The sequence below is a fragment of the Chitinophaga oryziterrae genome (assembly GCF_009758125.1).
Taxonomy (GTDB): Bacteria; Bacteroidota; Bacteroidia; order Chitinophagales; family Chitinophagaceae; genus Chitinophaga; species Chitinophaga oryziterrae.
Genome location: NZ_WRXO01000003.1, coordinates 592,809 through 616,443, shown reverse-complemented (window position 1 = coordinate 616,443; position 23,635 = coordinate 592,809). Strand labels below are relative to the sequence as shown.

Below are 23,635 nucleotides of genomic sequence, written 5' to 3'. Positions count from 1 at the left end.
ACGTATGGAAATATCCGCATTAACAAGGTCTGTAGTAAAAAGTAATCATGCGGTCATTTGTCCGGATGGCTATGTGAACAGTGTTGTTCCCGGATGGACGAACTGCACTGTCAACGTTATCATCAACGAACAGATGGGCGCCCGTTTCTGCCAGACGCAGATCACACTCAATGAAGAAAGCCGGCTTACGGGCATCACACAAGCCTCACAGATCTTCTTTTACGTTATACAGGGGCAATGTACCGCAAATGAACAGCTACGTACTGCCGGTCAGTTTGTATACATTCCCATCGGCACAGAATATACTATTGAGAATGCCACTGCCGGTACGCAGGTCCTCACCTTTCACAAGGTATACGAAGAACTGCCCGGCTACGATGTTCCGGCCATCCTCTTTGGAGATGCTGCGAATGTAGCAGGTAACCCCTTCCTCGGAGATCCGGCCTTGCGTTTGCAGGTACTATTACCGGATGAACTACCTTTCGATATGGCCGTGAATATATTTACGTACGATCCCGGCGGGCATCTTCCCTTTGTGGAAACACATATCATGGAACATGGTCTTATTTACCTGCGGGGACAGGGAGTATACATGCTGGACCATCAGTGGTACCCTATCCGTAAAGGAGATGCTATATGGATGGCGCCTTATTGCCAGCAATGGTTTACCGCTATGGGAAAAGAACCTGCCGTATACATCTATTATAAAAACGTGAACCGCTTTCCTACCACAATATGAGATTAAATGACCTTCCGGAGGAACAGCTGAAAACAGCCCTCACCCAATGTTGCGGATCAACAGCATGGGTGCGGAAAATGCTGGACATCTTTCCTGTTAAAGATGAAGCAGCATTATTAGCTGCGGCTACTTTATTATGGCATCAGTGTACAGAGAAAGACTGGCTGGAAGCATTTGATCATCATCCTAAAATAGGCGATAGAACAAACAACAAATGGGCATCCGAAGAGCAGTCGTCCGTCGCAGATACGACTACAACTGTATTGAAGGACCTGGAAGAAGGCAATCGTCTCTACCTGGAAAAATTCGGTTATATTTTTATTGTTTGTGCAACCGGTAAACCGGCAGAAGAAATGTTATCATTGCTACAGAAAAGGCTCAGCAATCCCCCTGAAAAAGAGATAAAAACAGCCATGGAAGAACAGGATAAAATCACCAGGATAAGACTACAAAAACTATTAGCATCATGACAAAGATCACTACACATGTGTTAGACACTTCACGCGGAATAGCAGCGCAGAACGTACCCGTTGTACTGTACCAGCAACACGACGATTACTGGGATGTGGTCGCGGCTAACAACACCGGTAAAGATGGCAGGATCAGCGAATTTGCCACTCAGAACAGGGAATTAACGCCCGGTATCTACAAACTGAAATTCGAGACCAAAGAATATTTCGATCATCATTCCATCACTACTTTTTTCCCCTTTGTAGAAATTGTATTTACTGTTAATAAAGGAGAACACTATCATGTTCCTTTGTTACTCAGTCCTTTCGGATATTCTGCTTACAGAGGTTCATAAATACTACCATATGCAGTTCTCTATAACAAACGATGAAAAAGAACAGTTACTGGGCACATTAAAAACTGCTAATCTCCGCTTCCAGCACATATATCCCGGCGACAAACCCGATCGTCAGCCGGTGCATACCGTGTACGGCGGCGCTAATCTGTTTAAAGCAGATACCTGTAAAAAGATGGGAGAGATCGCATTACAGCATCTGCAAACAAATGCACCCGATTTTATAATGCTGGCAAAAGCATTACAGCTTGCCGATAACTTCCCTCTTCCCGCTGCTGCATTCAATGCCCTGCCGGAAGCCGGCAAAAAATCATCTCCTTACTGGTTACATTATACGGTGTATGAAAAAATCATCAAAAAACTACAAACAGAAGCGGTAGAGGATTTCCGTATCGACTTTGAAGATGGATTCGGTAACAGGCCGGATGAGGAAGAAGATGCCACGGCTGTTACCGCAGCCAGAGAACTGGCCCTGGGCATGCAAAACAAAACCGTCTCTCCGTTTATAGGTATCCGTATCAAACCTTTTACGGAAGATCTGAAACACCGCAGTGTACGCACCCTCGATATCTTCCTCACTACCCTGCTGGAACATACACATGGCATACTACCCGCTAACTTCGTGGTGATGTTACCCAAAGTGACCATACCGGAACAGGTCACTACCTTAGTACGCTTATTCGAAATACTGGAAAAGAAACATCGGCTTGCACCAGGCAGTCTGCAAATGGAAACCATGGTAGAAGCCACGCAGATCATCATGGACGATGAAGGAAGAAACCCCTTGATGCGTATTATCAGGGCCAGTGAAGGCAGGTGTATCGCCGCTCATTTCGGTACATACGATTATACAGCTTCCTGTGGCATTACAGCTAAATACCAGACGATGTCTCACCCTGTCTGCGACTTTGCACATCACATGACTAAAGTAGCGTTAGGCGGTACAGGCATATTCCTGTCTGATGGCGCTACGAACGTGATCCCCATAGGGCCGCACAAAGGAGATCATCTCACCTTTGAACAACAGGCAGAAAACAGGGAAGTCATCTATCATGCCTGGCGTATGGGTTTCCATCATACCACTCATTCTCTTATCAACGGCTTTTACCAGGGCTGGGACCTCAACCCAGCCCAGTTACCCATGCGCTACGCAGCTACCTACCATTTCTTTTTAAGTAACTATAACGACGCCGTATTCCGTTTAAAAACCTTCATAGAAAGATCTGCCATCTCTACATTAACGAAAGATATTTTTGATGATGCTGCCACCGGCCAGGGATTACTTAACTTCTTCATCAAGGCCATCAACTGCGGAGCCGTTTCTGAAACAGAAGTACTCGCAACAGGATTAACCCTGGAAGAAATCCGCAGCCGCTCATTTTACCGGATTATTGAAGGCAGAAGAGGGAAATAACCGCACATTATACAGTACCAGCTCACAATATTGTCCAGAATAGTTCTAATATATTAAGTTTTTGTACCTTTTAATGGATAATTCATTGTTCATGGGGCATGTCGGAAGACTATGCCCTTTTTTTATTCATTAAAACCACATCACTATGCAACAATTACTGTATCCCTTTCCTGACGGTGTCAGTCCATATGCTGATACCCTTGAATCACAGATCAGACAATGGATCTACCAGGATTATGATTACCTGCCCGAAAAGATCAAGAAAAAGTATGAGCATACCGGCGTAGGTTATGTAGGTGCAAGGCTCTTTCCCAACACCAACTACGCAGGCTTACTCTCCATCTGCCGTTTTTCCCTCTGGGCATTCATTAATGATGATGCCTATGAACGCTGTACCGCCGAACAACTGCAACAGGTGAGAAAACAGGTCATTGAAGCGCTGGAAGGTCATCATACCAAAGGCATGTACGCACAGCTCTCCCTGTTAAGGGAAGAACTGCTGCGCCTTGCTTCCCCCGGCTGGATGCAACGCTTCATCGCCAGCATCGACGGCTATTTCACCGGTATGCTGGCGGAGATCCCCTACCGAACGACCATGCGATATCCGGGGTCAGGTGCCTATATCGCTATCAGGGAATATGCAGCCTGCGTATACCCCCTGGTGAATCTGGTGGAACTGGAAACAGGCGCTATCCTTCCTGATGAAGTAGCTATACACCCTGTTATTCGCGAAATAAGCCGGCTTACCTGCCGTATCATGGCGTTCTGCAATGATTTGTATTCCGCCGGTGTGGAAGATGGTAAAGACGTGTTAAACCTGGTATTAGTAATGCGGAATGAATTGCAATGCAGTACAGAGGAAGCCTACAGTAAAGCGCTGACCATTCATAATGAAGACGTGCAGTGTTTTGTGGCCATGCGTAGCTGCTTACCCGATTTTGGCTGTGCCAATGAGGCGGTACGCGCTTTTGTAGACAGCATAGGACTGATGATACAGGGGCATCTGCAATGGCTGGATTACAATACACAACGCTACAAACAGAACGGACATCCGGGATCTGATTTTAAGAACTGACCGGCCTTTCTTCTTTGAGACCCAGGTATTTCCCGATCACCTCACATAACTGCTTATATTCAATGGGTTTACTGATGTAGTCATTGGCTCCCAACGCCAGGAAATGATTGCTGGTTTCGGTAAAAGCATCTCCTGAAACAATAATAACAGGTATATCCATTAATAAGCTGTCTGCCTTAATACGTTTCAGTGTTTCTATGCCATCCATACCCGGCATCTGGGTATCAAGAATAATCAGGTCGGGCGTTTTCAGGTCCGCTGCAGCCAACCCGGTTACGCCATCTGTAGCGATCTGTATATCAATCCCTGCATCAGACAGAAAATGACTCAGGATTGTGCTGCTCATTTTATCATCATCAATGACCAGTACCGATTTGTGGTGGAAATAAGAAAGCATGTTCTGTTCATGATCTGTCTGATTGCTATCCCCTGTTATTAATGGCAGTCTCACCGTAAAAGTGCTGCCTGTACCTACCGTACTTTCAACTGTCACTTTCCCACCCAGCAAGTCCACCAGATGCCTGGTAATAGGTAATCCTAATCCTGTCCCTGCAGTAAAATTATTCCCTTCAGATACGAATACATCAAAAATGCTTTCGTGTTTCTCCTTTTCAATACCCATACCCTGGTCCTTAATACTAAGCGACCAGCTATCTCCTTCCCTCTTTATTTCAATATGGATCGTAGTATTATACCTGGTAAATTTAATAGCATTACCCAGCAGGTTGCTGATGATCTGCCCTAACTTTATTTTATCAGTAATAATGGATTCAGGCATAGCCGGATCAAATGCATATTCCAGCTGTACGGATTTCACCAGTGCCACATATTTTTGTATACCGATAATATCCAGGATACCGGGCCTTAACAGGAAACTGCTCTTCTCTACGTGTTGTAACTTCCCTCCTTCTATACTCGATAATTCCAGCACGTTATTCAATATCTCCCTTACGTTGTAACTGGCCACGTATAAGGGATCTATAAGAGAGGCTACTTTCTCCGTATCCTTTTTAATATTATGCCGCATCAGTTGTGCAATACCAAAAATAGCATTGAGCGGATTACGGATCTCATGACTTGTTTGTCGCAGGAAAATCCGTTTGGAATGATTCGCTCTTTCCAGTTCGGCGGTCCTTTCCTGTACAAGATGTTCCAGTTGATTATTATGATCTAAAAGCGCATTCAATAGATCTTTATTATTCTTTTTATAAAAGAGTATGGCCTGAATATTTAAGAACAGAATGGATATAATGCATAACCAGCGCAGGAAAAACTGGATATTATGTCCCAGCGGGATAGGTTTGAAAATACCAAAATAGAAATTCAGCTCCATCACTATCAATGAAAACGTAGCAGCTGAAATACCAATAATAATAGGACGCCTGTTTTTATAGATCAGTAAAGTGGCGCTGATCAGGAACAGGAAAATGAGCCTTATTTCGATAATGATACCCAGTAATGCACCAAAATAAATAGCCCATATACAATGTAATATGATGAGGGTCAGACCGGCCGCTTCATGTTTTTTAAACTTGTTTAAAAGGGGGATGCAGAAGAACGCGATGCTTTCCAGTATGGCAGGAACAAGCAGCATTTTACTGTGTGTTACAAAATAGAATGCGGTACCAATGACCAATGCGAGGACACCGGTAGTGAGTGCGAGGGAATTTGCAATGGTAATACCTTTCTTAGCCTGTTCGTCTGTAATATCTTCCGTACCTAATGCAATGGTTCTGGGAAAAAAAGTCGGGTTCATAAGAATTGGTTATTTACAGAAATATATCTGCCAAGGGTTCTGGTCACAGTTGTAGTTAGTATCGTCGTTGTTCTTTCTATCGTGGAATTAATCTGATAACAGGTTAACTCTCTTCTAATATACAATAATTTTTCATATTTATAAATCTGGTAAAAACAGTCTTGTCCGTTTTAGCTGGGGCACAAAAAAAAGTGAAGCGATTAGATCGCTTCACTTTTTATCTATTGAAAATATTGTTTTTTAGCGGAGTACTCTTTTGTCGCTGCTGGCTCCCCAGAAATTCATGACATCTTCTTCAGTACCGGTGAATGGTCCTGAAGAGTTTACTTTTAATCCGGCCATTGCTGAAGCAAATTCTCCTGCTTCCTGGATACCGGCGCCTCTGTTACGTTTGTAGAGATAACCTGCCATGTAGGTATCTCCGCAACCGGTGGTATCCGCATAGTTACCAGGGATATACGGAGGTACGCTGTACAGGGTATTGTCCTTGTAAATAACGGAGCCCATACTGCCCAGTGTAATGACGATTTCTTTCACGCCCCAGTCCGATACGATCTTTGCACTTTTGGTGATATCTTTTTCACCGGTCAGCACTTCCATTTCGTATTCATTGGCCTTTAAGATATCCACGTATTGCAGCGCTTCTTTTTTAGCGGGCCAGTCTACCGGTAACACCTCTTCGTTCTTTACAGTCCTGAGATAACCCTGAGCATCCAGAGAAACGATACCTTTACCGGATAACAGCCTGATAACATCTACCGGGATATCTTCTGCCAGTAACGGACCAAGATGATATATAGCGGCGTCAATATTAAGCAATTGATCTACGGTGAATGGGTCGGCCTGCTGAGAGACTCTTTGTGTGCGGATATCCAGGTTTTCTGAATACTTGTTTTCGAAGTATACAGTATTTCTGCTGGGCACGACGTTCACGTTGATGCCTTTATTGCGCAGATCAGATACGAACTGCATTTCTTTGGCAGCAAGAGAGGTAACCAGCAGATAGTTCACATCCAGGTTACGGATCGCATTAGAGAAATAGAAGGACGTGCCTCCGGCCATTTGTACAACCGTTCTGGTGGTAATGATCCTGTCTAATGTGATATGTCCTATACAACAAATATCAAACATGTATAATGCTTTTAAGTCTTTTTAATCCTTAATTTAAATCTGAGCTTGTTGTAGGTAGGTAGTGCAAATATATGGAATAATAACATTTGAATGATAAAAAAAAATAATGATTTCATAATGAAAGTATAGTGGGTTTCCTTCAGTAAAGTATCTTTTACCGTTGTATATCAACATGATAAGATTGAAATGACGTTGAAAAATAATGCGATACAGGGATAAAAACACCCCGTATCGCATTATTTCTTTTTATCGCTTAAATTCCCTTTATTATTTCTTAAGATGTGTAATTATATTGGTAGTGTAGCTGATATCCTTTGTAATGTTGCCATTAACGTCCTTATTGTGATAACTGCATCCAAAGACAAATTCCATCATGCCACTACCCCGGGCGGCAGTACGCAGTGTGTCCGCAATCTTTAGTTCCTGGCCCGCGGGTGTCTGCTGACCGGCACTGATAGCGCAGCCCTGCCCTACCCCTATCAATACGTTCTTCGTATCACCGATAGCGGCGCCATATGATTTAATCCAGGTGAGGACGTCTTTGGCACTGTTCCAGTAAGACATCGTCATCACGTAATCAATGTATTTTTTGCTTCTTTTGATCTGGGCAATGTTGTAGTTGTTGTAATCCACCACAGAAAGGATACGGCCGGTCTTTGAATCCGGGCCCAGGTATTTTGCCAGTGCAACGATCCCACTATCAATATTGGCACTATGTACACCGTTACTGTATTCAAGGTCCAGGTCCACCCCGTCCAGCTTCCAGTTGTCCAGGGAATCTTTCACCACTTTAGCCATGGCAGCGGCATCTGATCCTGTAAGGTTTACCAGGTTACCCGCAAAGGAAGTGCCCACTACACGAATGCCCCTCTTTTGCAGGTTATGCGCAAGCACAAGCACATCATTCCAGTTATTCTGACCGGATACGCCCCTGTGTTCAAATTCCCAGGTACCGGCAGTCGTTTTGCCTATGCCCAATGTGAAAATGTTCACCACATCCACACTATCCGGAATGGCATCCAGCGGACCTACTGAAGATCTGTCATAGCAGCATCCACCCCAATACGCTACCATGAGCGGTCTTTTAGTCAGGTATTTGATGGTGTTAACAGTAGTGTCGGTACCGTTAGCAGGAGGTGTCGCAGTATCCCTTTTACAGGCAGCCATACCAAGTATCAGTACAATAAATAAGGTGGAATTGAATTTCATAGACCAGGGCCTTTTAATAGTTTATAAATAGACTTCTGGCAATATAGAACGCATTAAACAGGACATTCGTATATTCTCCTACAGCTCATACAATACCCCCCTGATCTTTTTTATCCTGCCGGCCCAGATGCGCCACAGGGAAAAGATCTGTACTCCCAGTAAACAGATAATGAAAGCCAGTGCATAATACCGGCTGTTAGTCCAGCGGATATTACCCATGAAGAATAACATGATCCCCGAAAAGGCAATAGCACGGGAGGCTACCGCTATTACAGCATATCGTTTTAATTTCTCCAGATAAACAGCAAGCGACTGTTTCAGGTTATTGCCAAATACAGGATTATTCGTGATCATATATCCGGCTACGTTATGCATCAATAATAATGAGACTGATACCACCAGGATAACATTGAGAAAAAATGACTTCTTATCCCCGTCAAAAAAGTTATAATACACCAAAAGGAATGCAGCATAACAAATAGTCTCTATCGTTAACTGACGCCTGATATTTTTCAATACAGGAGGACGTACTATTTTTATATCCGTTTGTTCAGTACCGGCATTATTCCATGCAGATTTTAAAGAATCCATCTTGTTAAATTTTAAGGATGTTTTTAATCTTTGTTTTGATCCTGTTCAGTTTTACACCTACATAATTCTCGTCTATGCCGATGATCGCAGCAATCTCCTGGTAACTCATATCTTCCAGGTAAAGGGCAATTATAGCCTTATCACTGTCATTTAACTGCTTTAGTGCAGCAAAGAGCTGTTCCTGTTGTAAATCGCCCGCAGGAGGGTCTGCAATGCGTTCCGGCAGCGTAACCGGGTATGTAATATCAGGCGCCCGCTTACGGAATGAGGCCAGGGCCGTATTAAGGGCGATACGGTACATCCAGGAGGAGAGCTTTGCACGGCCTTCAAAGGCAGGGAACGCTTTCCATAGCTGGTATACGATCTCCTGGAACAGGTCTTCCCTGTCCTCCCGGGTATCGCGGTATAAGCGGCAGACTTTGTGGATCACTGCCTGGTGCTGACGGATCATCTGTAAAAAATCTTCTTCCATATGCTGCTATAAGTTGCCGAAAAAGTAAAAAACTTACAAATGAACTATCTTTGTGGCCCTTTTATAAATTTCCGCCGTACAAACCAATGATCAATGAATTTTTACACTCGTAAATGGGTAAAACCAGAAGACCTGAACGCACATGGGACATTATTCGGAGGCAGTTTATTACGCTGGATAGATGAAGAGGCTGCTATCTACTCCATTATTCAACTGGGAACGAACAGATGTGTGACGAAATACATGTCTGAAATCAATTTCATCAACTCTGCCAAACAGGGCGATATCGTGGAACTGGGTATCAAAGCTATCAGCTTCGGCCGTACCTCCCTTACACTGGCCTGTGAAGTAAGGAATAAAATCACACAAAAAAGCATTCTTACCATAGATAAGATCGTATTTGTAAGTGTGGATGAACAAGGTGTTCCTTTCCCGCATGGCAGAACGGAGATCACCTACACAGACGAACGCCTCCGTGAGTAGTGCCGCAGTTTGAATATTATGTAATCAAACTAAGGTACTACCCGCTGCGTGAAGAGTAATTGTTATCTCATAAATTATTCTTACCTTTGCGTACATTATTACAATAAATAAACAAATGCTTAACAACAACACATATCAATCAGCGTTCAACGCAAAAACTGCTATCAGAGCGGTTATTGCAAGCACCTGTATTGTCTTTATTAAGAACGGGGAGGCAAATCCATTCCCGGATATGAGAGGTTAAGTACTTTCTGAATATTCTTCAGAGGCCTCTTCATCCGAAGAGGCCTTTTTAATTTTGTCTCCCCCGGTCTTCTTTTTTTAATTCATACAATTTTAAAAATTGCTTATACGGTATACCCGGTAATGTGATGCGCTATGCATATTGCAAACAGCCTTCCATTGCCGGACAGGAAAGCTATAATAATACAACAAATGAAACGCTCGGAAAATTTCAGGAATATAGGAATCATGGCGCATGTGGATGCAGGTAAAACAACCGTTACAGAACGCATTCTTTATTATACAGGACTTACACATAAATTAGGTAGTGTAGATGAAGGTAATACCGTCATGGATAGTGATCCGCAGGAAGAAAAAAGAGGTATCACCATCTCTTCTGCTGCTATTACTACATATTGGAAAGATCGGCAGATCAATATTATTGATACACCGGGTCACATAGACTTCACCGCTGAAGTGGAACGTTCCCTCCGTGTACTGGATGGTGCTATCGCCGTATTCTGTGCTAAATCCGGTGTGCAGCCGCAATCCGAAACAGTATGGAACCAGGCGAACCATTACAACATCCCACGCATTGTGCTGATCAATAAAATGGACAGACAAGGGGCCGATTTTCTGCGCGTTGTGCAGGAAATAAGGGACGTGTTACATGCGAACGTAATGCCGGTGCAATTGCCCATAGGTGCGGAAGATTCCTTCACTGGGGTCATTGATCTCATCACAATGAAAGCATTGGTATGGACCACCCGGGATGGCAAGAATTACGATGTACAGGAAATACCTGCCGGCATGCTGGAAGATGCCCTGAAAGCACGTAATAACCTGCTGGAAGAATTGTCTTTGTACGATGAAGTGATCTTCGATAAGTACACTGCCGATCCGTCTGCCATTACTGAAGAAGAGATATTATCTGCTTTACGCAGTACTACCTTAAATATGCAGCTTATACCTGTATTAAGTGGTGCGGCATACAGGAATAAAGGCATACAACCCCTGCTGGACGCAGTGGTACAATACCTTCCTTCCCCGGCAGATATTCTTTCCGTACATGGTACGTCAGCAGATACCGGTGAAGAAATTGAGATCACTACCAACATAGAAAATACATTTTCCGGTCTGGCCTTTAAGATCATCTCTGATGAATATACTGGCAAACTGACACTGGTAAGAGTATACTCCGGCGTCTTACGCGGTGGTGATACTATATGGAACAGCCGTACCGGTAAGAAAGTACGTATCAGCCGTCTGATGAGAATTATGTCTGACAAATACGAAACCGTAGACCAGATAAACGCTGGCGATATCGGTGCTATCGTTGGACTTAAAGACGTTCGTACCGGAGATACCCTCTCCCATCCGGACCACCCCGTGTTACTGGAAAAAATCAGTTTCCCGGAACCGATGATCGGTTACGCTATTGAAGCGAAATCCGCGAAGGAAGTGGCGAAACTGGGAGAAGCATTAGCGAAACTGCAGGAAGAAGATCCTACCTTAACAGTAGAAGTAGATGCGGTATCCGGACAAACCATCCTGAAAGGGATGGGTGAATTACACCTGGAAGTAGTGATGGAAAAACTGTCTGCTGATTACAAAGTGGAAATCAATAAAGGGGAACCGCAGATCGCCTATAAAGAGGTATTTACGTTACCCGTTATTCATCGTGAAGTGTATAAAAAACAGAACGGTGGTTCCGGTAGTTTTGCTGATATACAGTTTGAACTGGCTCCCCGTGAAGATGAACTGCCAGGTCTTGAATTCATCAATGAAGTGAGAAGCGGAGCGATCCCCCGCGAATTCATCCCTTCTGTAAAGAAAGGATTTGAAGAAGCGATGAAAACAGGCGCACTGGCCGGTTACCCGGTAAACTCCATGCGGATACGCTTACTGGATGGAAGTGTCCACGTAACGGATTCACACGCACTGGACTTTGAACATGCGGCCCTGATGGGATTCCGGGATGCAGCGAAAAAAGCAGCACCCCGTTTGCTGGAACCATTCATGTCCGTGGAAGTGACGATGCCGGAAGAACATACCGGCGTAATAACAGGCGATCTTAACAGAAGACGCGGTGTTATCCGCGGCATGGAAATGAAAGCGAGCCAGCAGTATGTAAAAGCAGAAGTGCCGTTGTCCGGCTTGTTTGGATATGTAAATGTGTTGCGTTCGCTTTCCTCCGGAAGAGCAGCAGCGTCGTTAACATTCCAGGATTACCAGTTAGTACCTAACGGTATTGCTGAAAAAGTGATCGCGAAATAAAGAAAGGGTTGGCCAGCTGGCCAACCCTTTCTTTATTGTTATATAGAAAGTGTCTTCTCTATTTGAACAGGTTCACTGTTACACCTACCTCATACGTACCATCTACATAAGTCTTCACACCACCTGTCTGGGTAGTATACATCGCCTGTACACCTACCGTTTTCATGATATTCACCCCTATACCGGCAGTCAGACTTTTAGACGTATGATACATCGCCATTACATTGGCAACGTTATTCAGTAAAGATACGTTCACACCGGCATCCAGGATGTTGTCATATCCCCTTACTCCGCGGTAGCAGAGTTTAGGTTCAACAGCCGTGATGGTCTCATCTACCGCAAACCTGTAAGAGGCAGCAGTGAAGAAGATACCACCCCCGTCAACAGCTTTGTTATCGCCGGTGACAAGGCTCCTTATGTTTGGCACTGAAGCCTGCAGGGTTAGTTTGGTATCCGTATAAGCCATACCGTATTCCGCTTCAAAGTAGTTATCGCGGCGGTTGAACGCACTTACGGAAGGGTCTGTCGCATCCCCGTTCACGTTTTTGTAATCTACCCGCTGTACATTCCATGCCAGTGACAAACCAAAGTGTAACTGATGATCAGCATCACTCAGTGGCAGGTGATAGGCGTAAGTAATCGCAACGCGGGTCCTGTTGATAAGGCCGGCCACATCATCGAAGACGTTCAGCCCTGCTCCCACCCTGTTCCCCACCGCACCATCTGCGGTGAAGAACTTAGTTACAGGCGCACCATCAATACCGCTCCACTGTTTACGGTAAGCCGCATTCAGGTGAAGCCCCTTTTCAAGACCGGCCATAGCCGGATTACTCAGGTACTGGTTTTGAAAGTACTGGGTGCCGGATGGCTCAAGTAATGCCTGGGCATTACTGAGTGATTGCGCACCGGCTTTGCTACCTGCTGCCAGAATAAGGCAGCTAACGAATAAGGAACGTATATTCATAAAATAAGTTAATTCCGGTCTCTGATGATAGTGATATAACCCTTCGCAGTCTTACCACCTTCAATCGTTAAAATATAATAGTAAGTACCTTCTGCAAGTGGTGAACCATTCATGGTAGCATCCCATTCATTGCTGTAGTTTCTACGGGTGTATACCAGTCGGCCGGTACGGTCGTAGATCTTCACTTCATTGTTTGGATAGCTATCTATGTTTTTGATTACCCACTTGTCATTCTTACCGTCACCATTTGGCGTAAGGATATTGATCGCATCCACCTTGAAGTCTTCCACTACTTTCAAACTGATCGTTGCACTATCCTGGCAGCCCTGAGCGTCAGTTACTGTTACGCTGTAAGTGGTGTTATCCATTGGTCTTGCTTCCAGGATATCAGTCAGCTGACCGCTGATATTACCGTCTGCATTGTTCCAACTGTAAGAAGTACCACCGGTTGCGGTGAGGTGGACGATATCTCCTTTGGAGATCGCACTGCCTTTATCGCTGCTGATGCTGATAAGCGGTAAGCTGTTAGCGGTTACGGTGAAGCTGCGGCGTAATGTATCAACACCTCCGTTGGCAGTACCACCATTATCCTTTATCGTTACGGTCACGGTTATGATACCCGATGCACCGGCTTTCAGCTGGTAGGTGATGACACCTGCCGCACTTACAGACAATACATCAAAGTCTGGTTTATCCGCACTTACAGAGAAGCCATACGTCTGATCAGTTTCTACCGCCGAAGCGCCGGTTAACTGTATCGTATGTGAATCTGTGTTCGTACACATCACCACATCAGAGATAGCATCCAGTAAAGGCGCCTGGTTCACCAGTTTCACATTCACTGTTACAGTTTCTGCAATGCTGGTATTTAATCCATCACTTACTGTGATCGTAAGGGTAACTGTGCTGTTCACCTTACTGTTAAGAAGTGCCACATTCTGTACATGGATGCTACCAGCATTATCAATGGAGAACGCTCCACCGGAATCATCACTGGCAATCGTCCAGTTCTGCAAAGTACCCCTTGCTTCCGTAGCCGTTACTGTTCCAACCAGTGTACCAACCGGACTTCTTTCAGCAATATTGAAAGTCTGACCAGCACCAATAACCGGGGCAGTCGCATCATACACAATAGCTAAAAGATTATTTCCGGAGTTGCCATTACCAACAACATTCACTGCAGAACCTGCCGGTACGTTGATATTTATAACACCATCAGCAACAGGTGTGATTAACACTGTATAAGTAATATTATCCGTCGTTTGCAGATTGCTGACTGTTGCATTGGATGCGGTAATACCACTCGCAGTCAAACCTGTCACGGCCTCACTAAATACTATTTTCACTGTGAACGGCGTATTTACAATGGTCGCGGCCGTAGTAGATAACTGAACAGAAGGAGTTGCAGTATTCACGAACACACCTGCCGTACTGGCTGCATTGTTCAATGTCAGCACAGCATTGTTGGTTGCGATATCTTTTATAGTACCACCATTCAATACCAGGCTACCCAGTGTGATGCCATCCATATCCATATCCCCAGGCTGCACGGCATAATTGAATACTAATGCACCGGTACCACTACCACTTACATATGTAGCCTTTACAGTACCGCTAGTCAACGCTACATTAATATAAGGAACTCCCGTTGCCGTATTTACTATTACACTTTCATTGTAATAAACAACAAAACCAAGTGTAGTGCCATCCTTATAATATCCGTTCGCCGGTACAGCTACTGAAGTTACAACAGGCGCCGTTACATCATAAGTGATGTTTAAGCTACCAGCCGCCGCGGTATTACCATTATTACCGATGTTCACGGCCATTGCTGGAGGAACATCAAGGATCACCAGACCATCTGTTACTGGTGTAACCAGTACGGTATATGTGATATTATCTGAAGTTTGCAGATTACTCAATGTGGCATTCGATACAATGATATCCCCAATTGCAAATCCTGTTACCGCTTCGCTAAATGTGATCGTTGCTGTAAATGGTGTGTTTACAATTGCAGCAGCGGTAGTAGACAGTATCACCGAAGGATGTGTTGTATTTACAAACACACCTGTTGTATTACCTGTATTATTCAGCGTTAACACCGCATTATTGGTAGCCGCATCTTTTATGGTACTACCATTCAATACCAGGCTGCCCACTACGATACCATTCATATCCATATCTCCGTTCTGCACGGTATAACTGAATGCTAATCCATCCGCTCCTGAGGTACCCGTGTATACTGCCTGCACAACAGCAGCCCCAATCGTTACATTGATATAAGGATTACCACCAGTGGTATTCAGTGTGATATTTTCGCTGAACTTAACGGTGAAGTCAAGATTAGTTCCGGCATTGTAATAACCATTCGCTGGCACCGCAACTGAAGTAACAACAGGCGCTGTTACATCATAGGTAACACTTAACGTATTTGAAACCGTATTACCGTTACTACCAATATTTACAGCCGCATTCGCAGGAACGTTCACCGTCACGGTACCGTCCACTGTTGGTGTTACCAATACGGTATAAGTAATATTATCAGAAGTTTGCAGGCTGCTTAATGTAGCATTGGATGTTACAATATCTCCTATGGTGAAACCTGTTACAGCTTCATTAAAGGTGATCGTTGCTGTAAATGGTGCATTCACATTTGCAGCAGCTGCGGTAGACACAACTACTGACGGTTGCGCTGTATTTACAAATACACCCGTTGTACTGCCTGTATTATTCAGTGTTAACACTGCATCATTGGTAGCTGCATCTTTTATAGTACCACCATTCAATACCAGACTGCCCACCGTGATACCATCCATATCCATATCTCCATTCTGCACGGTGTAACTGAAGGTCAATGCTGCTGGTCCTGATGTACCGGTACATGCTGCCTGTACAACGGAAGCACCAATGGCCACATTGATATAAGGTGTACCACCTGTTGTATTCAGGATGATGTTTCCATCAAAATTAACTGTAAAGTCAAGCGTAGTTGCAGCTTTATAATATCCGTTCGCAGGTACTGCCACAGACGTAACAACAGGCGCTGTTCCATCATAAGTGAAACTTATTGTATTGGACGCTGTATTATCATTACCGGCAATGTTCTGAGCCGCAGCAGCAGGGACACTTATACTTACAGCACCGTCCGCAGCAGGTGTTACCAGTACCGTATAAGTAATATTATCAGAAGTTTGCAGATTGCTGATCGTCGCATTGGTTGTTACGAAATCTCCGGTCGTCAAACCTGTTACGGCTTCACTAAACGTGATAGTCGCTGTAATTGCCTGGTTCACTAATGCCGGTGCAGCAGTTGATACCACTACAGCAGGCCTTATTCCATTTACAAATACATTTGTCAGGTTACTTACATTCTGCAATGTGCCATCCGCATCGTTGGTTGCGGCATCTTTTATTGTACCACCATTCGTTTGCAGATTGGTACCCAGAGCAGGTCCGTCCATATCAAGGTCGCCGGACTGCACTGTATATCTGAAGGTTAATGTACCTGTACCACTACCGCTTATATAGCTGGCGTGTACGGTACCCGTAGTAAGTACCACATTGATATAAGGTGTTCCACCTGTTACATCCACAACAACACCCTCCGAATAATTAACCGTGAAGTCCATCGTAGCACCCTCTTTATAATATCCGTCAGCAGGTACGCCAACAGATGAAATGACAGGTGTCGTTATATCATACATTACATGTATGGTGTTGGATGCATCATTGCCATTGCTACCGATATTCACTGTAGCGTTAGCATCAACAGTCAGACTTACATCCCCATCAGTAACCGGTGTAACCAGTACAGTGTATGTAATATTATCTGCTGTTTGCAGGTTGCTGAGCGTAGCGTTGGTAGTTGTGATATCTCCGGTAGCAAATCCTGTTACTGCTTCACTGAAAGTGATAGTAACACTATATGGCGCATTTACATTTGCAGGAGCAGTGGTGGACACTACTACTGAAGGATGTGTTGTATTTACAAACACATTGGCAGTGCTGCCAGTGTTGTTCAGTGTAAGTACCGCATTATTACCCGCTGCATCTTTTATGCTGCTACCGTTTAATACAAGGCTACCCACTGCAATACCGTTCATATCCTGATCTCCATTCACTACGGTATAGCTGAATGTCATCGTGGTTGCTGTAGCACTCACATATGCAGCCGGTACAACGCTGCCGCCGATTGTTATATTAATATATGGACTGCCACCTGTTGTATTCAGATTAACAGCGCCATCGAACGTAACGGTGAAATTCAGATTATCACCTGCTTTGTAGTAACCATCCGCTGGTACACTTACAGCACTGACAACCGGTGGTGTTACATCGTACACAACGCTCAGTTGTGTAGCAACTGTATTACCATTATTACCAATGTTCACTGCAACATCTGCAGCTACATTCAGTGTAACGGTACCTTCTGCTGTTGGTGTTACCAATACGGTATAAGTAATGTTATCTGAAGTTTGCAGACTGCTTAGTGTGGCATTGCCAGCAGTTATATCCCCGATAGTAAATCCTGTTACGGCTTCGCTAAAGGTGATAGTAGCAGTAAATGGCGCATTTACAATACTTGCAGCAGACAATATTACAGAAGGATGTGTTGTATTCACCTTCACATTGGTGGTGCTGCCTATACTATTCAATGTAAGTATAGCATCATTATCCGCGGCATCTTTTATAGTGCTGCCGTTCAATACCAGGCTACCTACTGTAATACCATCCATATCCTGATCTCCATCCACTACAGTATACCTGAATGTCAGCGAAGATGATGTTGAACTGATATATGTTGCCTGTACAACGTTGCTGCCAATTGTTACACTAACAGATGGGCTGCCGCCTGTTGTATTAACGGCTCCATCGAATGTAACGGTGAAGTCCAGGTTATCACCTGCCTTGTAATAACCATTCGCAGGTACACTTACTGACTGTACTACCGGTTGGGTAATATCATAAGTAATGTTCAGCGTATTCGTAGAGACTTTATTAGGATTACCAGCCGCATTTACTGCTACAGAAGCAGGTACATTTAACTGTACATTGCCATCTACAATCGGGGCATAGGTTACGGTGTAAGTAATATTGTCTGAAGTCGTAAGCGATGTAATAGTCGCATTTACAGGAATCAGATCAGACATTGTAAATCCGGTCACCGCTTCACTAAACGTGATAGTAGCGGTAATTGCATGATTTACGATAGCCGGCTCCGAAGTTGACAGTGTAACCGTTGGTCTGGTTGTATTTACAAGCACACCAGAGAGGCTACCCGGATTTTGTAATACAACATCGGCGGTATTTCCAGCCGCATCATTTATCGTACTACCGTTTATCTGCAAGTTAGCGCCCAGGCCAACACCGTCATTATCCGAATCACCATCTACGACAGTATATCTGAATGTTAATGCACTGGTTCCGGATCCACTTACATAACTGGCTTGTACAGTACCTGAATTAAGTATAACATTCAGATAAGGTGTTCCTCCGGTTGTATTCACTATTACATTCTCCGTGTAATTAACAACGAAGTTCATAACTGAACCTATCACATAGTATCCGGCGGAAGGTACCCCAACTGATGCAACAGTCGGTGCAGTCAGATCTACCGTCCAGTTGTAAGAAACTACTGTTGAAAAATTACCAGCAGGATCTTTTGCCCTTATTAACATCGAATGTGGGCCACCCGTCATACCGCTATAAGTAGCCGGAGACGAAATAGCATTAAATGGTCCCCCATCAATACTACCCTGGAACGTACTGCCAGCTTCATTGGAAGAGAAAGTAAAAGTGGCGCTTGTACTATTCGTAGGATTGTTCGGACCCGTTAATATGGTAGTTACCGGAACCGTCTGGTCCAGTGTGATCGTAGCTGTATAACCCTGTACATTAAGCGCAGCATCCACATACTGCACATATACCGTTTTCAATCCATCCCCTGCTGTAAGCGCCCATGATTTGCTGGTTGCCACTGCTTCATAAGCACTCCAGGCTATACCATCATTAGAGAAACGCATCTTCATAACACTCGCATCTGTAGCCGCAAGCGTTAATGTTACAGTGGCATTGTTTGTAATTGTTGAACCACTATTGATAACTATTGAACCTACTGGTTTTGTTCTATCTATTGTATATACTTCACCACTGGTGTAAGGAACATTGGTAGTAGTAGGAGTAACTCCTATTCCTGTTACATTCAGCCGCAGCGTACCATCACCGGTACCGGTATTCACACTCACTGTGTAGGTAGTTCCGCCACCGCTTACGCTGGTAACAGATGCACCTGTAATGGTACCAGTAGTGGTTAGACCGAATGCTGACGTGGTAATGCCCGTAACAGCCTTGTCGAAAATTACTGTGTAACTAACACTGGTAGCCGCTGTTGGTGTTGGACCCACGCGCGTAACACTGCTAACCAAAGAAGTAGGCGGATCGAGTCGCAGGATTCGTCCGCTACCTGCCGCGACACCGTCATTCACAAATACCTGACCACCGCTATTCACTGCCACCCCCCAAGGAAAGGCACTAACAGGGTTCATACTCAGTCCGGAGAAAAGTACCACACCTGTTTGTGTAGGATCCGTATATTTCACAACATCCCCACTTGTACCGCCGTTTGAACTTTCTGTCGTATACAAGTTATCACTGGCATCAATAGCCAGTGAAGAAAATAATCTGTTTGAAGCAACAACCGTTTTCGCATACGTTGGATAGGTAAGCTTGTTGATCTGCCCATTATTATTCGTCATAAAATCCAGGAAGTAGATATTGCTATGAGAATCTGTAGCAATCCCCCAGGGAACAGTTCCATCACTAGGAAGAGGCAAACCATTATAAACAATTGTGCCAGCACTGCTTTCTGCACCAGCAGCATATTTCACTACCTGGTAAGTATTATCGACTGAATTGTATTCCAATGTCAATAAGTTATCAGAAGCATCAGTAGTAATGGCAGAATAATAGTTGCCTGTTTGTATTGTTGTAGGAGTGTAGGAAGGGGCACTCAGTTTGATAATTTCTCCATTATTGGTAACAAAAGAATTCAATACAAATACATCCCCATTGGTATTTACAGTAATACCCCAAGGGAAAGCACCACCTCCTGTATAATATGACAAGCCGGAATAGATAACCGACGAAACAGCCGGATTTCCGCCAACAAACTTGGCCACCTCATAATTATCATTCGTGACGTTATAACGCACCACGTATATATTATTACTCTGGTCTTTAGCCATGGCAGTATAGGCTCCACCAGTAGCTATCGTATTCGCCGTATATTGAGCGAAGCCATGATAGCCGGTGAATAAAAAGCATAATATCAGCAATAATCTGCTGATAAGTTTTGTAAAAGTGTTCTTCATATGAACATATTAATTAAATACAGAGAAAGGGGTTTTGCCATCCTGAGACGGATTCATTATGGATCAATTCAAATTCTTTCGCATCATAGCGCATTCCTTTTCCCTGATCAACAATAATTTTATGTATTTTATTTGCTGTTGTAGTGATTTTTATAATGTTAGATACCGGTAAAGCAAATCCTGAGGAAGGATAAAAATTCTTCTCTCCCCTGGGACCATTGATGACACCAGTTCTTAATAACTGCTTAACGGTATCCCAATCTCTTTTTTGGGCGTGGGGCAACAACTCTCTCCACATCAGTCCAGCTTCATATCCCATTAACGCATACATATTAGCTGGCTGATGTGCAATACTTTCAAACTTCTTTACAAATACCTGATTGGCTTTGTTTTCATCTTCACGCATCCACATCATGGATGTGTATATTTGCAGGTCTGTATGTTTTATATCATCCAGCACATCATCATATGCCATTGTTTCATTTACCAGCAAGGGGATCTTTTTATGGAAGCCACTCTGGACCCATTTTTCAAGGAACCTGGTTCCCATGTTGCCGGCAAATATAGCATGTACGTAAGGCGGGGCATCTTTTGAAAGTTGATCAAAAATAGCGTCCAGTTCCATACGGTCCGGCTCATTATGATCAAACGGTAATACATTAAAACTGATCTGTGTACCGCCTGCTGCCGTTACTCCCTGTTGAAATGCACTATTCAGATGATAACCTGCTTCATATACAGGCATTATCATCCGCCCACCGTTCCCCAGGTTACTTTGCGCCCAATGACCCAATGCATACTGTGATTGCCATAACTGGTGCGATGCATAGAATACATCAGGGCTCAGGTAAGGAAAATGCGGGATATATTCTCCCATATCAAAGAAGAAAGCAGGCTTCTTATCACTTTCAATCAACGGGATCAATCCGGGTGCTGCTTTGTAGCTGATCAAACCAGACAATATATCCACCCTGTTAAAAAAAAGCAATTTACGGGCAGCAGCAACAGATGCATCCACCCCTCCCATTTGTGTATACTCAAACATAAACTGTACAGACCTTTGTCGTACAGGATCCAACCCCATTCCTAACAACCATCCTGTAACCAGGTGACTGGAGTAATGCGGATAAATACCGGAATAAGGAGAGAGAAACCCAATAGTGAGGGGTGGCTTCATACTATACTACTAATTAATTACGACTAGGGAAAATACCTATTGTAGCAATGGCATAAGTTATTACCAGGTAAGGGTCCTGAATAGCTACAGCGGTGTTGTTACCAGTAAGACCAATAGTTACACTACCAGTTACTGTGCCTGCTGCCAGTGTTGTACTACCATTTTTCACAGCATAACCTTTGATAGTGGAAGCAGTTGGGCCAACTCCTGTTTGAGGCAAACCTGCAGGTACCAGCGTCGGACCCGGAATGTTAGTAGTACCAGTCGCAGTTGATGCTGATGGCGTTACAACCAGGGTGCTTGCATCTGCGGTGTGCGTGTGAGAAGGCAGGTTGTTGAGTGTCAGTATCACTGACTCTGCGCCGCCTGTTTGTCCTAAAACATAATTTGAAAGACCGGGCCCCTGTCCCTGTCCGATAGGTGTACGTCCTCTCAGATCAGGTAAGCCATAGGTTTGTACACCATCGCCACCATAAAACGTTCCTAATAAAGAAAACAAGGCGGGATTCTGAGCGATAGCCAGTAACTGACCCGCACACATCATCCAACCACGAGGTGCAAAACTGCCGGCAAAAGCCATAATCATTGCTAAAAAAGGAGAATCCATAATAACTACGATATTTTGATGAGAAAATAAAAACAGATGATAAAATGATTACGCCTTGCCGCTACTGAAGTCAGGGAAGGTAACCACACCTCCACCACGCTTTGCAGATAACACCGCCAATGGCCCGATAATGCTATTGTTAGCTGCGGCATACACACTATGCGAAGATTCCTGCATTCCGCTGATGAAATCCTGCAACGCAAGCGCTACATTATCATTCTCCGGGCTGCGTTTGAAACGTTCATTACGCACAGCGATCGTATATTCCTGCAGGTAAGGTTTATCAGCTTCCCATACGTGGTTTGCAGCTCCTTTCCTGTAAATGGATTTAGTAATATCCATCCAACTGCCTTTACTCCCTTTAACGTGAAAACCGGTTGACAGATCTCCTGCTCCTGATTGCAACTGCACTGTTTGTCCTGTTGCAGTCGTCAGCGTAATAGTCTCAAGTGTACCACTGGTAAACAACAAACCTGCTTTGTGCTGTGGCCTGTTCACCACATACTGCTGTTTCTCTTTCGTAGTACGCAACGATACAAATGCATTACCTGTAATTCCCGCTACTACTGCTGCAGGATAAACAGGATAAGGTGTACGTTCAACATTCAACTGATGATGATTGGCACCGGCACGCACCGCTTCCACTGTACCAAAAACACCCTGCTTCACCATATTAGCCGCTACCCTCAGGTCACTGCGATAATTATGTTCATCCAATGTAAAATACTGACAGCCTGTTTGCTCACTCGTGCGCACAATGTCCCAATGTTCTGCAACCGTAGTCCCCATAATCGTTCCGCAGGCTACGTGTTTACCTGCCAGCATCGCTGCTTTGGCAATTTCGTAGTGCTGATGCCAGGGAGCGGCTATCAATACTGCATCAATATCTTTGCGTTCCAGCAATGTTTTATAGCCATCGGTATATACATCCGGGCGACTATAACCTGCCTTATTAAACAATTCCAGTCCTGTTCGTACAGCTACCGGATCATTGTCGCAAATAGCCCTTACATCCAGATCTCTGTGCTGTAACGCATGAGAAAGATACTGTTGCCCCCAGGGGCCAATACCAATAAAAGCTATACGTAATCGGGACCCTGTCCCTGCATTCAGATAAGAAGGCAAAAAGGTAAGTACAGGGGCAAGTATAGCAGCATTCTTTAAGAAATGCCGTCTGCTCGAAATTTGCATACAGAGTAAATCCTATTAATGATAAGAGATAAAACGTAGGCACCAACAAATAGATAAAACAATGTAACGAGGTTCTTTAATAATTGTCCGGGTAAAATTTCCAATGTGGGTGCAAGATATATTATCTTTTCATCAAAACGCAATCATTTTAG

17 protein-coding genes are annotated in these 23,635 nt (G+C 44.2%); 7 read left to right on the top strand and 10 right to left on the bottom strand.

The features are described 5' to 3' along the window. Positions 1 to 4 precede the first annotated feature (4 nt). The 5 genes from allE (at position 5) to GO495_RS14280 (ending at position 4,033) form a co-directional block, all read left to right on the top strand. Positions 5 to 739, top strand: coding sequence for a (S)-ureidoglycine aminohydrolase (gene allE, locus GO495_RS14300; protein WP_157300379.1), 735 nt, complete (start codon positions 5 to 7; stop codon positions 737 to 739). Further along, positions 736 to 1,209: a 2-oxo-4-hydroxy-4-carboxy-5-ureidoimidazoline decarboxylase gene (gene uraD / locus GO495_RS14295; RefSeq protein ID WP_157300378.1), complete on the top strand. Its 474-nt coding sequence runs from the start codon at positions 736 to 738 to the stop codon at positions 1,207 to 1,209. Before allE ends, uraD begins: the two co-directional genes overlap by 4 nt. Next, positions 1,206 to 1,544: a hydroxyisourate hydrolase gene (uraH, locus tag GO495_RS14290; RefSeq protein WP_157300377.1), complete on the top strand. Its 339-nt coding sequence runs from the start codon at positions 1,206 to 1,208 to the stop codon at positions 1,542 to 1,544. The genes uraD and uraH overlap by 4 nt, the downstream gene beginning before the upstream one ends. 10 nt (positions 1,545 to 1,554) lie before the next feature. Continuing rightward, the gene (locus GO495_RS14285; protein WP_157300376.1) at positions 1,555 to 2,958 is read left to right on the top strand and encodes a DUF6986 family protein; all 1,404 of its coding nucleotides are present in this window, start codon (positions 1,555 to 1,557) and stop codon (positions 2,956 to 2,958) included. A 145-nt stretch (positions 2,959 to 3,103) separates the two neighbouring features. Further along, the gene (locus GO495_RS14280; protein ID WP_157300375.1) at positions 3,104 to 4,033 is read left to right on the top strand and encodes a terpene synthase family protein; all 930 of its coding nucleotides are present in this window, start codon (positions 3,104 to 3,106) and stop codon (positions 4,031 to 4,033) included. On the opposite strand, the gene GO495_RS14275 is transcribed toward GO495_RS14280, so the two are convergent. From GO495_RS14275 to GO495_RS14255, 5 genes are all read right to left on the bottom strand, one after another. Then, complete coding sequence (locus GO495_RS14275) at positions 4,023 to 5,789, bottom strand: hybrid sensor histidine kinase/response regulator (RefSeq protein ID WP_157300374.1); 1,767 nt, start codon at positions 5,787 to 5,789, stop codon at positions 4,023 to 4,025. The two genes, GO495_RS14280 and GO495_RS14275, sit on opposite strands and share 11 nt — an antisense overlap. 240 nt (positions 5,790 to 6,029) lie before the next feature. Beyond that, on the bottom strand, positions 6,030 to 6,920 hold the full coding sequence (locus GO495_RS14270) for a PfkB family carbohydrate kinase (RefSeq protein WP_157300373.1): 891 nt from the start codon (positions 6,918 to 6,920) through the stop codon (positions 6,030 to 6,032). A 267-nt stretch (positions 6,921 to 7,187) separates the two neighbouring features. Next, positions 7,188 to 8,129: an EndoS/ChiA family endoglycosidase gene (locus tag GO495_RS14265; protein ID WP_157300372.1), complete on the bottom strand. Its 942-nt coding sequence runs from the start codon at positions 8,127 to 8,129 to the stop codon at positions 7,188 to 7,190. Between the two features lie 78 nt (positions 8,130 to 8,207). Then, positions 8,208 to 8,720 carry a hypothetical protein gene (locus GO495_RS14260; protein ID WP_157300371.1) on the bottom strand — a complete coding sequence of 171 codons (513 nt, stop codon included), beginning with the start codon at positions 8,718 to 8,720 and terminating at the stop codon, positions 8,208 to 8,210. A gap of 4 nt (positions 8,721 to 8,724) precedes the next feature. Then, positions 8,725 to 9,192, bottom strand: coding sequence for an RNA polymerase sigma factor (locus GO495_RS14255; protein ID WP_157300370.1), 468 nt, complete (start codon positions 9,190 to 9,192; stop codon positions 8,725 to 8,727). Between the two features lie 93 nt (positions 9,193 to 9,285). On the opposite strand from GO495_RS14255, the gene GO495_RS14250 reads away from it, so the two are divergent. Beyond that, the gene (locus tag GO495_RS14250) at positions 9,286 to 9,675 is read left to right on the top strand and encodes an acyl-CoA thioesterase (RefSeq protein WP_157300369.1); all 390 of its coding nucleotides are present in this window, start codon (positions 9,286 to 9,288) and stop codon (positions 9,673 to 9,675) included. 435 nt (positions 9,676 to 10,110) lie between these two features. Next, entirely contained in the window at positions 10,111 to 12,174 is a 2,064-nt protein-coding gene (fusA, locus tag GO495_RS14245; protein WP_157300368.1) for an elongation factor G, read from the top strand. 58 nt (positions 12,175 to 12,232) lie between these two features. Here fusA and GO495_RS14240 read toward each other — a convergent pair whose 3' ends face one another. Genes GO495_RS14240 through GO495_RS14220 form a run of 5 tightly spaced genes read right to left on the bottom strand, consistent with a single transcriptional unit; the run spans position 12,233 to position 23,483 of the window. After that, a complete protein-coding gene (locus tag GO495_RS14240) occupies positions 12,233 to 13,138 on the bottom strand; it encodes a PorP/SprF family type IX secretion system membrane protein (protein ID WP_157300367.1) in 906 nt (301 codons plus the stop codon). Positions 13,139 to 13,146: 8 nt separating this feature from the next. After that, positions 13,147 to 20,508, bottom strand: a complete 7,362-nt coding sequence (locus GO495_RS14235) for an Ig-like domain-containing protein (RefSeq protein WP_157300366.1) — start codon at positions 20,506 to 20,508, stop codon at positions 13,147 to 13,149. A gap of 13 nt (positions 20,509 to 20,521) precedes the next feature. Next, entirely contained in the window at positions 20,522 to 21,685 is a 1,164-nt protein-coding gene (locus GO495_RS14230) for an ABC transporter substrate-binding protein (RefSeq protein ID WP_157300365.1), read from the bottom strand. A gap of 13 nt (positions 21,686 to 21,698) precedes the next feature. Then, positions 21,699 to 22,292: a phage tail protein gene (locus GO495_RS14225; RefSeq protein WP_157300364.1), complete on the bottom strand. Its 594-nt coding sequence runs from the start codon at positions 22,290 to 22,292 to the stop codon at positions 21,699 to 21,701. Positions 22,293 to 22,340: 48 nt separating this feature from the next. Next, the gene (locus GO495_RS14220) at positions 22,341 to 23,483 is read right to left on the bottom strand and encodes a Gfo/Idh/MocA family protein (protein ID WP_157300363.1); all 1,143 of its coding nucleotides are present in this window, start codon (positions 23,481 to 23,483) and stop codon (positions 22,341 to 22,343) included. Positions 23,484 to 23,635: the final 152 nt, after the last annotated feature.

Coding starts and splice junctions, on each gene's coding strand:
- GO495_RS14255 (WP_157300370.1), bottom strand. CDS start 9,192: ATGGAAGAAGATTTTTTACAGATGATCCGTCAGCACCAGGCAGTGATC.
- GO495_RS14285 (WP_157300376.1), top strand. CDS start 1,555: ATGCAGTTCTCTATAACAAACGATGAAAAAGAACAGTTACTGGGCACA.
- fusA (WP_157300368.1), top strand. CDS start 10,111: ATGAAACGCTCGGAAAATTTCAGGAATATAGGAATCATGGCGCATGTG.
- GO495_RS14220 (WP_157300363.1), bottom strand. CDS start 23,483: ATGCAAATTTCGAGCAGACGGCATTTCTTAAAGAATGCTGCTATACTT.
- GO495_RS14240 (WP_157300367.1), bottom strand. CDS start 13,138: ATGAATATACGTTCCTTATTCGTTAGCTGCCTTATTCTGGCAGCAGGT.
- uraH (WP_157300377.1), top strand. CDS start 1,206: ATGACAAAGATCACTACACATGTGTTAGACACTTCACGCGGAATAGCA.
- GO495_RS14270 (WP_157300373.1), bottom strand. CDS start 6,920: ATGTTTGATATTTGTTGTATAGGACATATCACATTAGACAGGATCATT.
- GO495_RS14260 (WP_157300371.1), bottom strand. CDS start 8,720: ATGGATTCTTTAAAATCTGCATGGAATAATGCCGGTACTGAACAAACG.
- GO495_RS14265 (WP_157300372.1), bottom strand. CDS start 8,129: ATGAAATTCAATTCCACCTTATTTATTGTACTGATACTTGGTATGGCT.
- GO495_RS14250 (WP_157300369.1), top strand. CDS start 9,286: ATGAATTTTTACACTCGTAAATGGGTAAAACCAGAAGACCTGAACGCA.
- GO495_RS14235 (WP_157300366.1), bottom strand. CDS start 20,508: ATGAAGAACACTTTTACAAAACTTATCAGCAGATTATTGCTGATATTA.
- GO495_RS14280 (WP_157300375.1), top strand. CDS start 3,104: ATGCAACAATTACTGTATCCCTTTCCTGACGGTGTCAGTCCATATGCT.
- GO495_RS14275 (WP_157300374.1), bottom strand. CDS start 5,789: ATGAACCCGACTTTTTTTCCCAGAACCATTGCATTAGGTACGGAAGAT.
- allE (WP_157300379.1), top strand. CDS start 5: ATGGAAATATCCGCATTAACAAGGTCTGTAGTAAAAAGTAATCATGCG.
- GO495_RS14225 (WP_157300364.1), bottom strand. CDS start 22,292: ATGGATTCTCCTTTTTTAGCAATGATTATGGCTTTTGCCGGCAGTTTT.
- uraD (WP_157300378.1), top strand. CDS start 736: ATGAGATTAAATGACCTTCCGGAGGAACAGCTGAAAACAGCCCTCACC.
- GO495_RS14230 (WP_157300365.1), bottom strand. CDS start 21,685: ATGAAGCCACCCCTCACTATTGGGTTTCTCTCTCCTTATTCCGGTATT.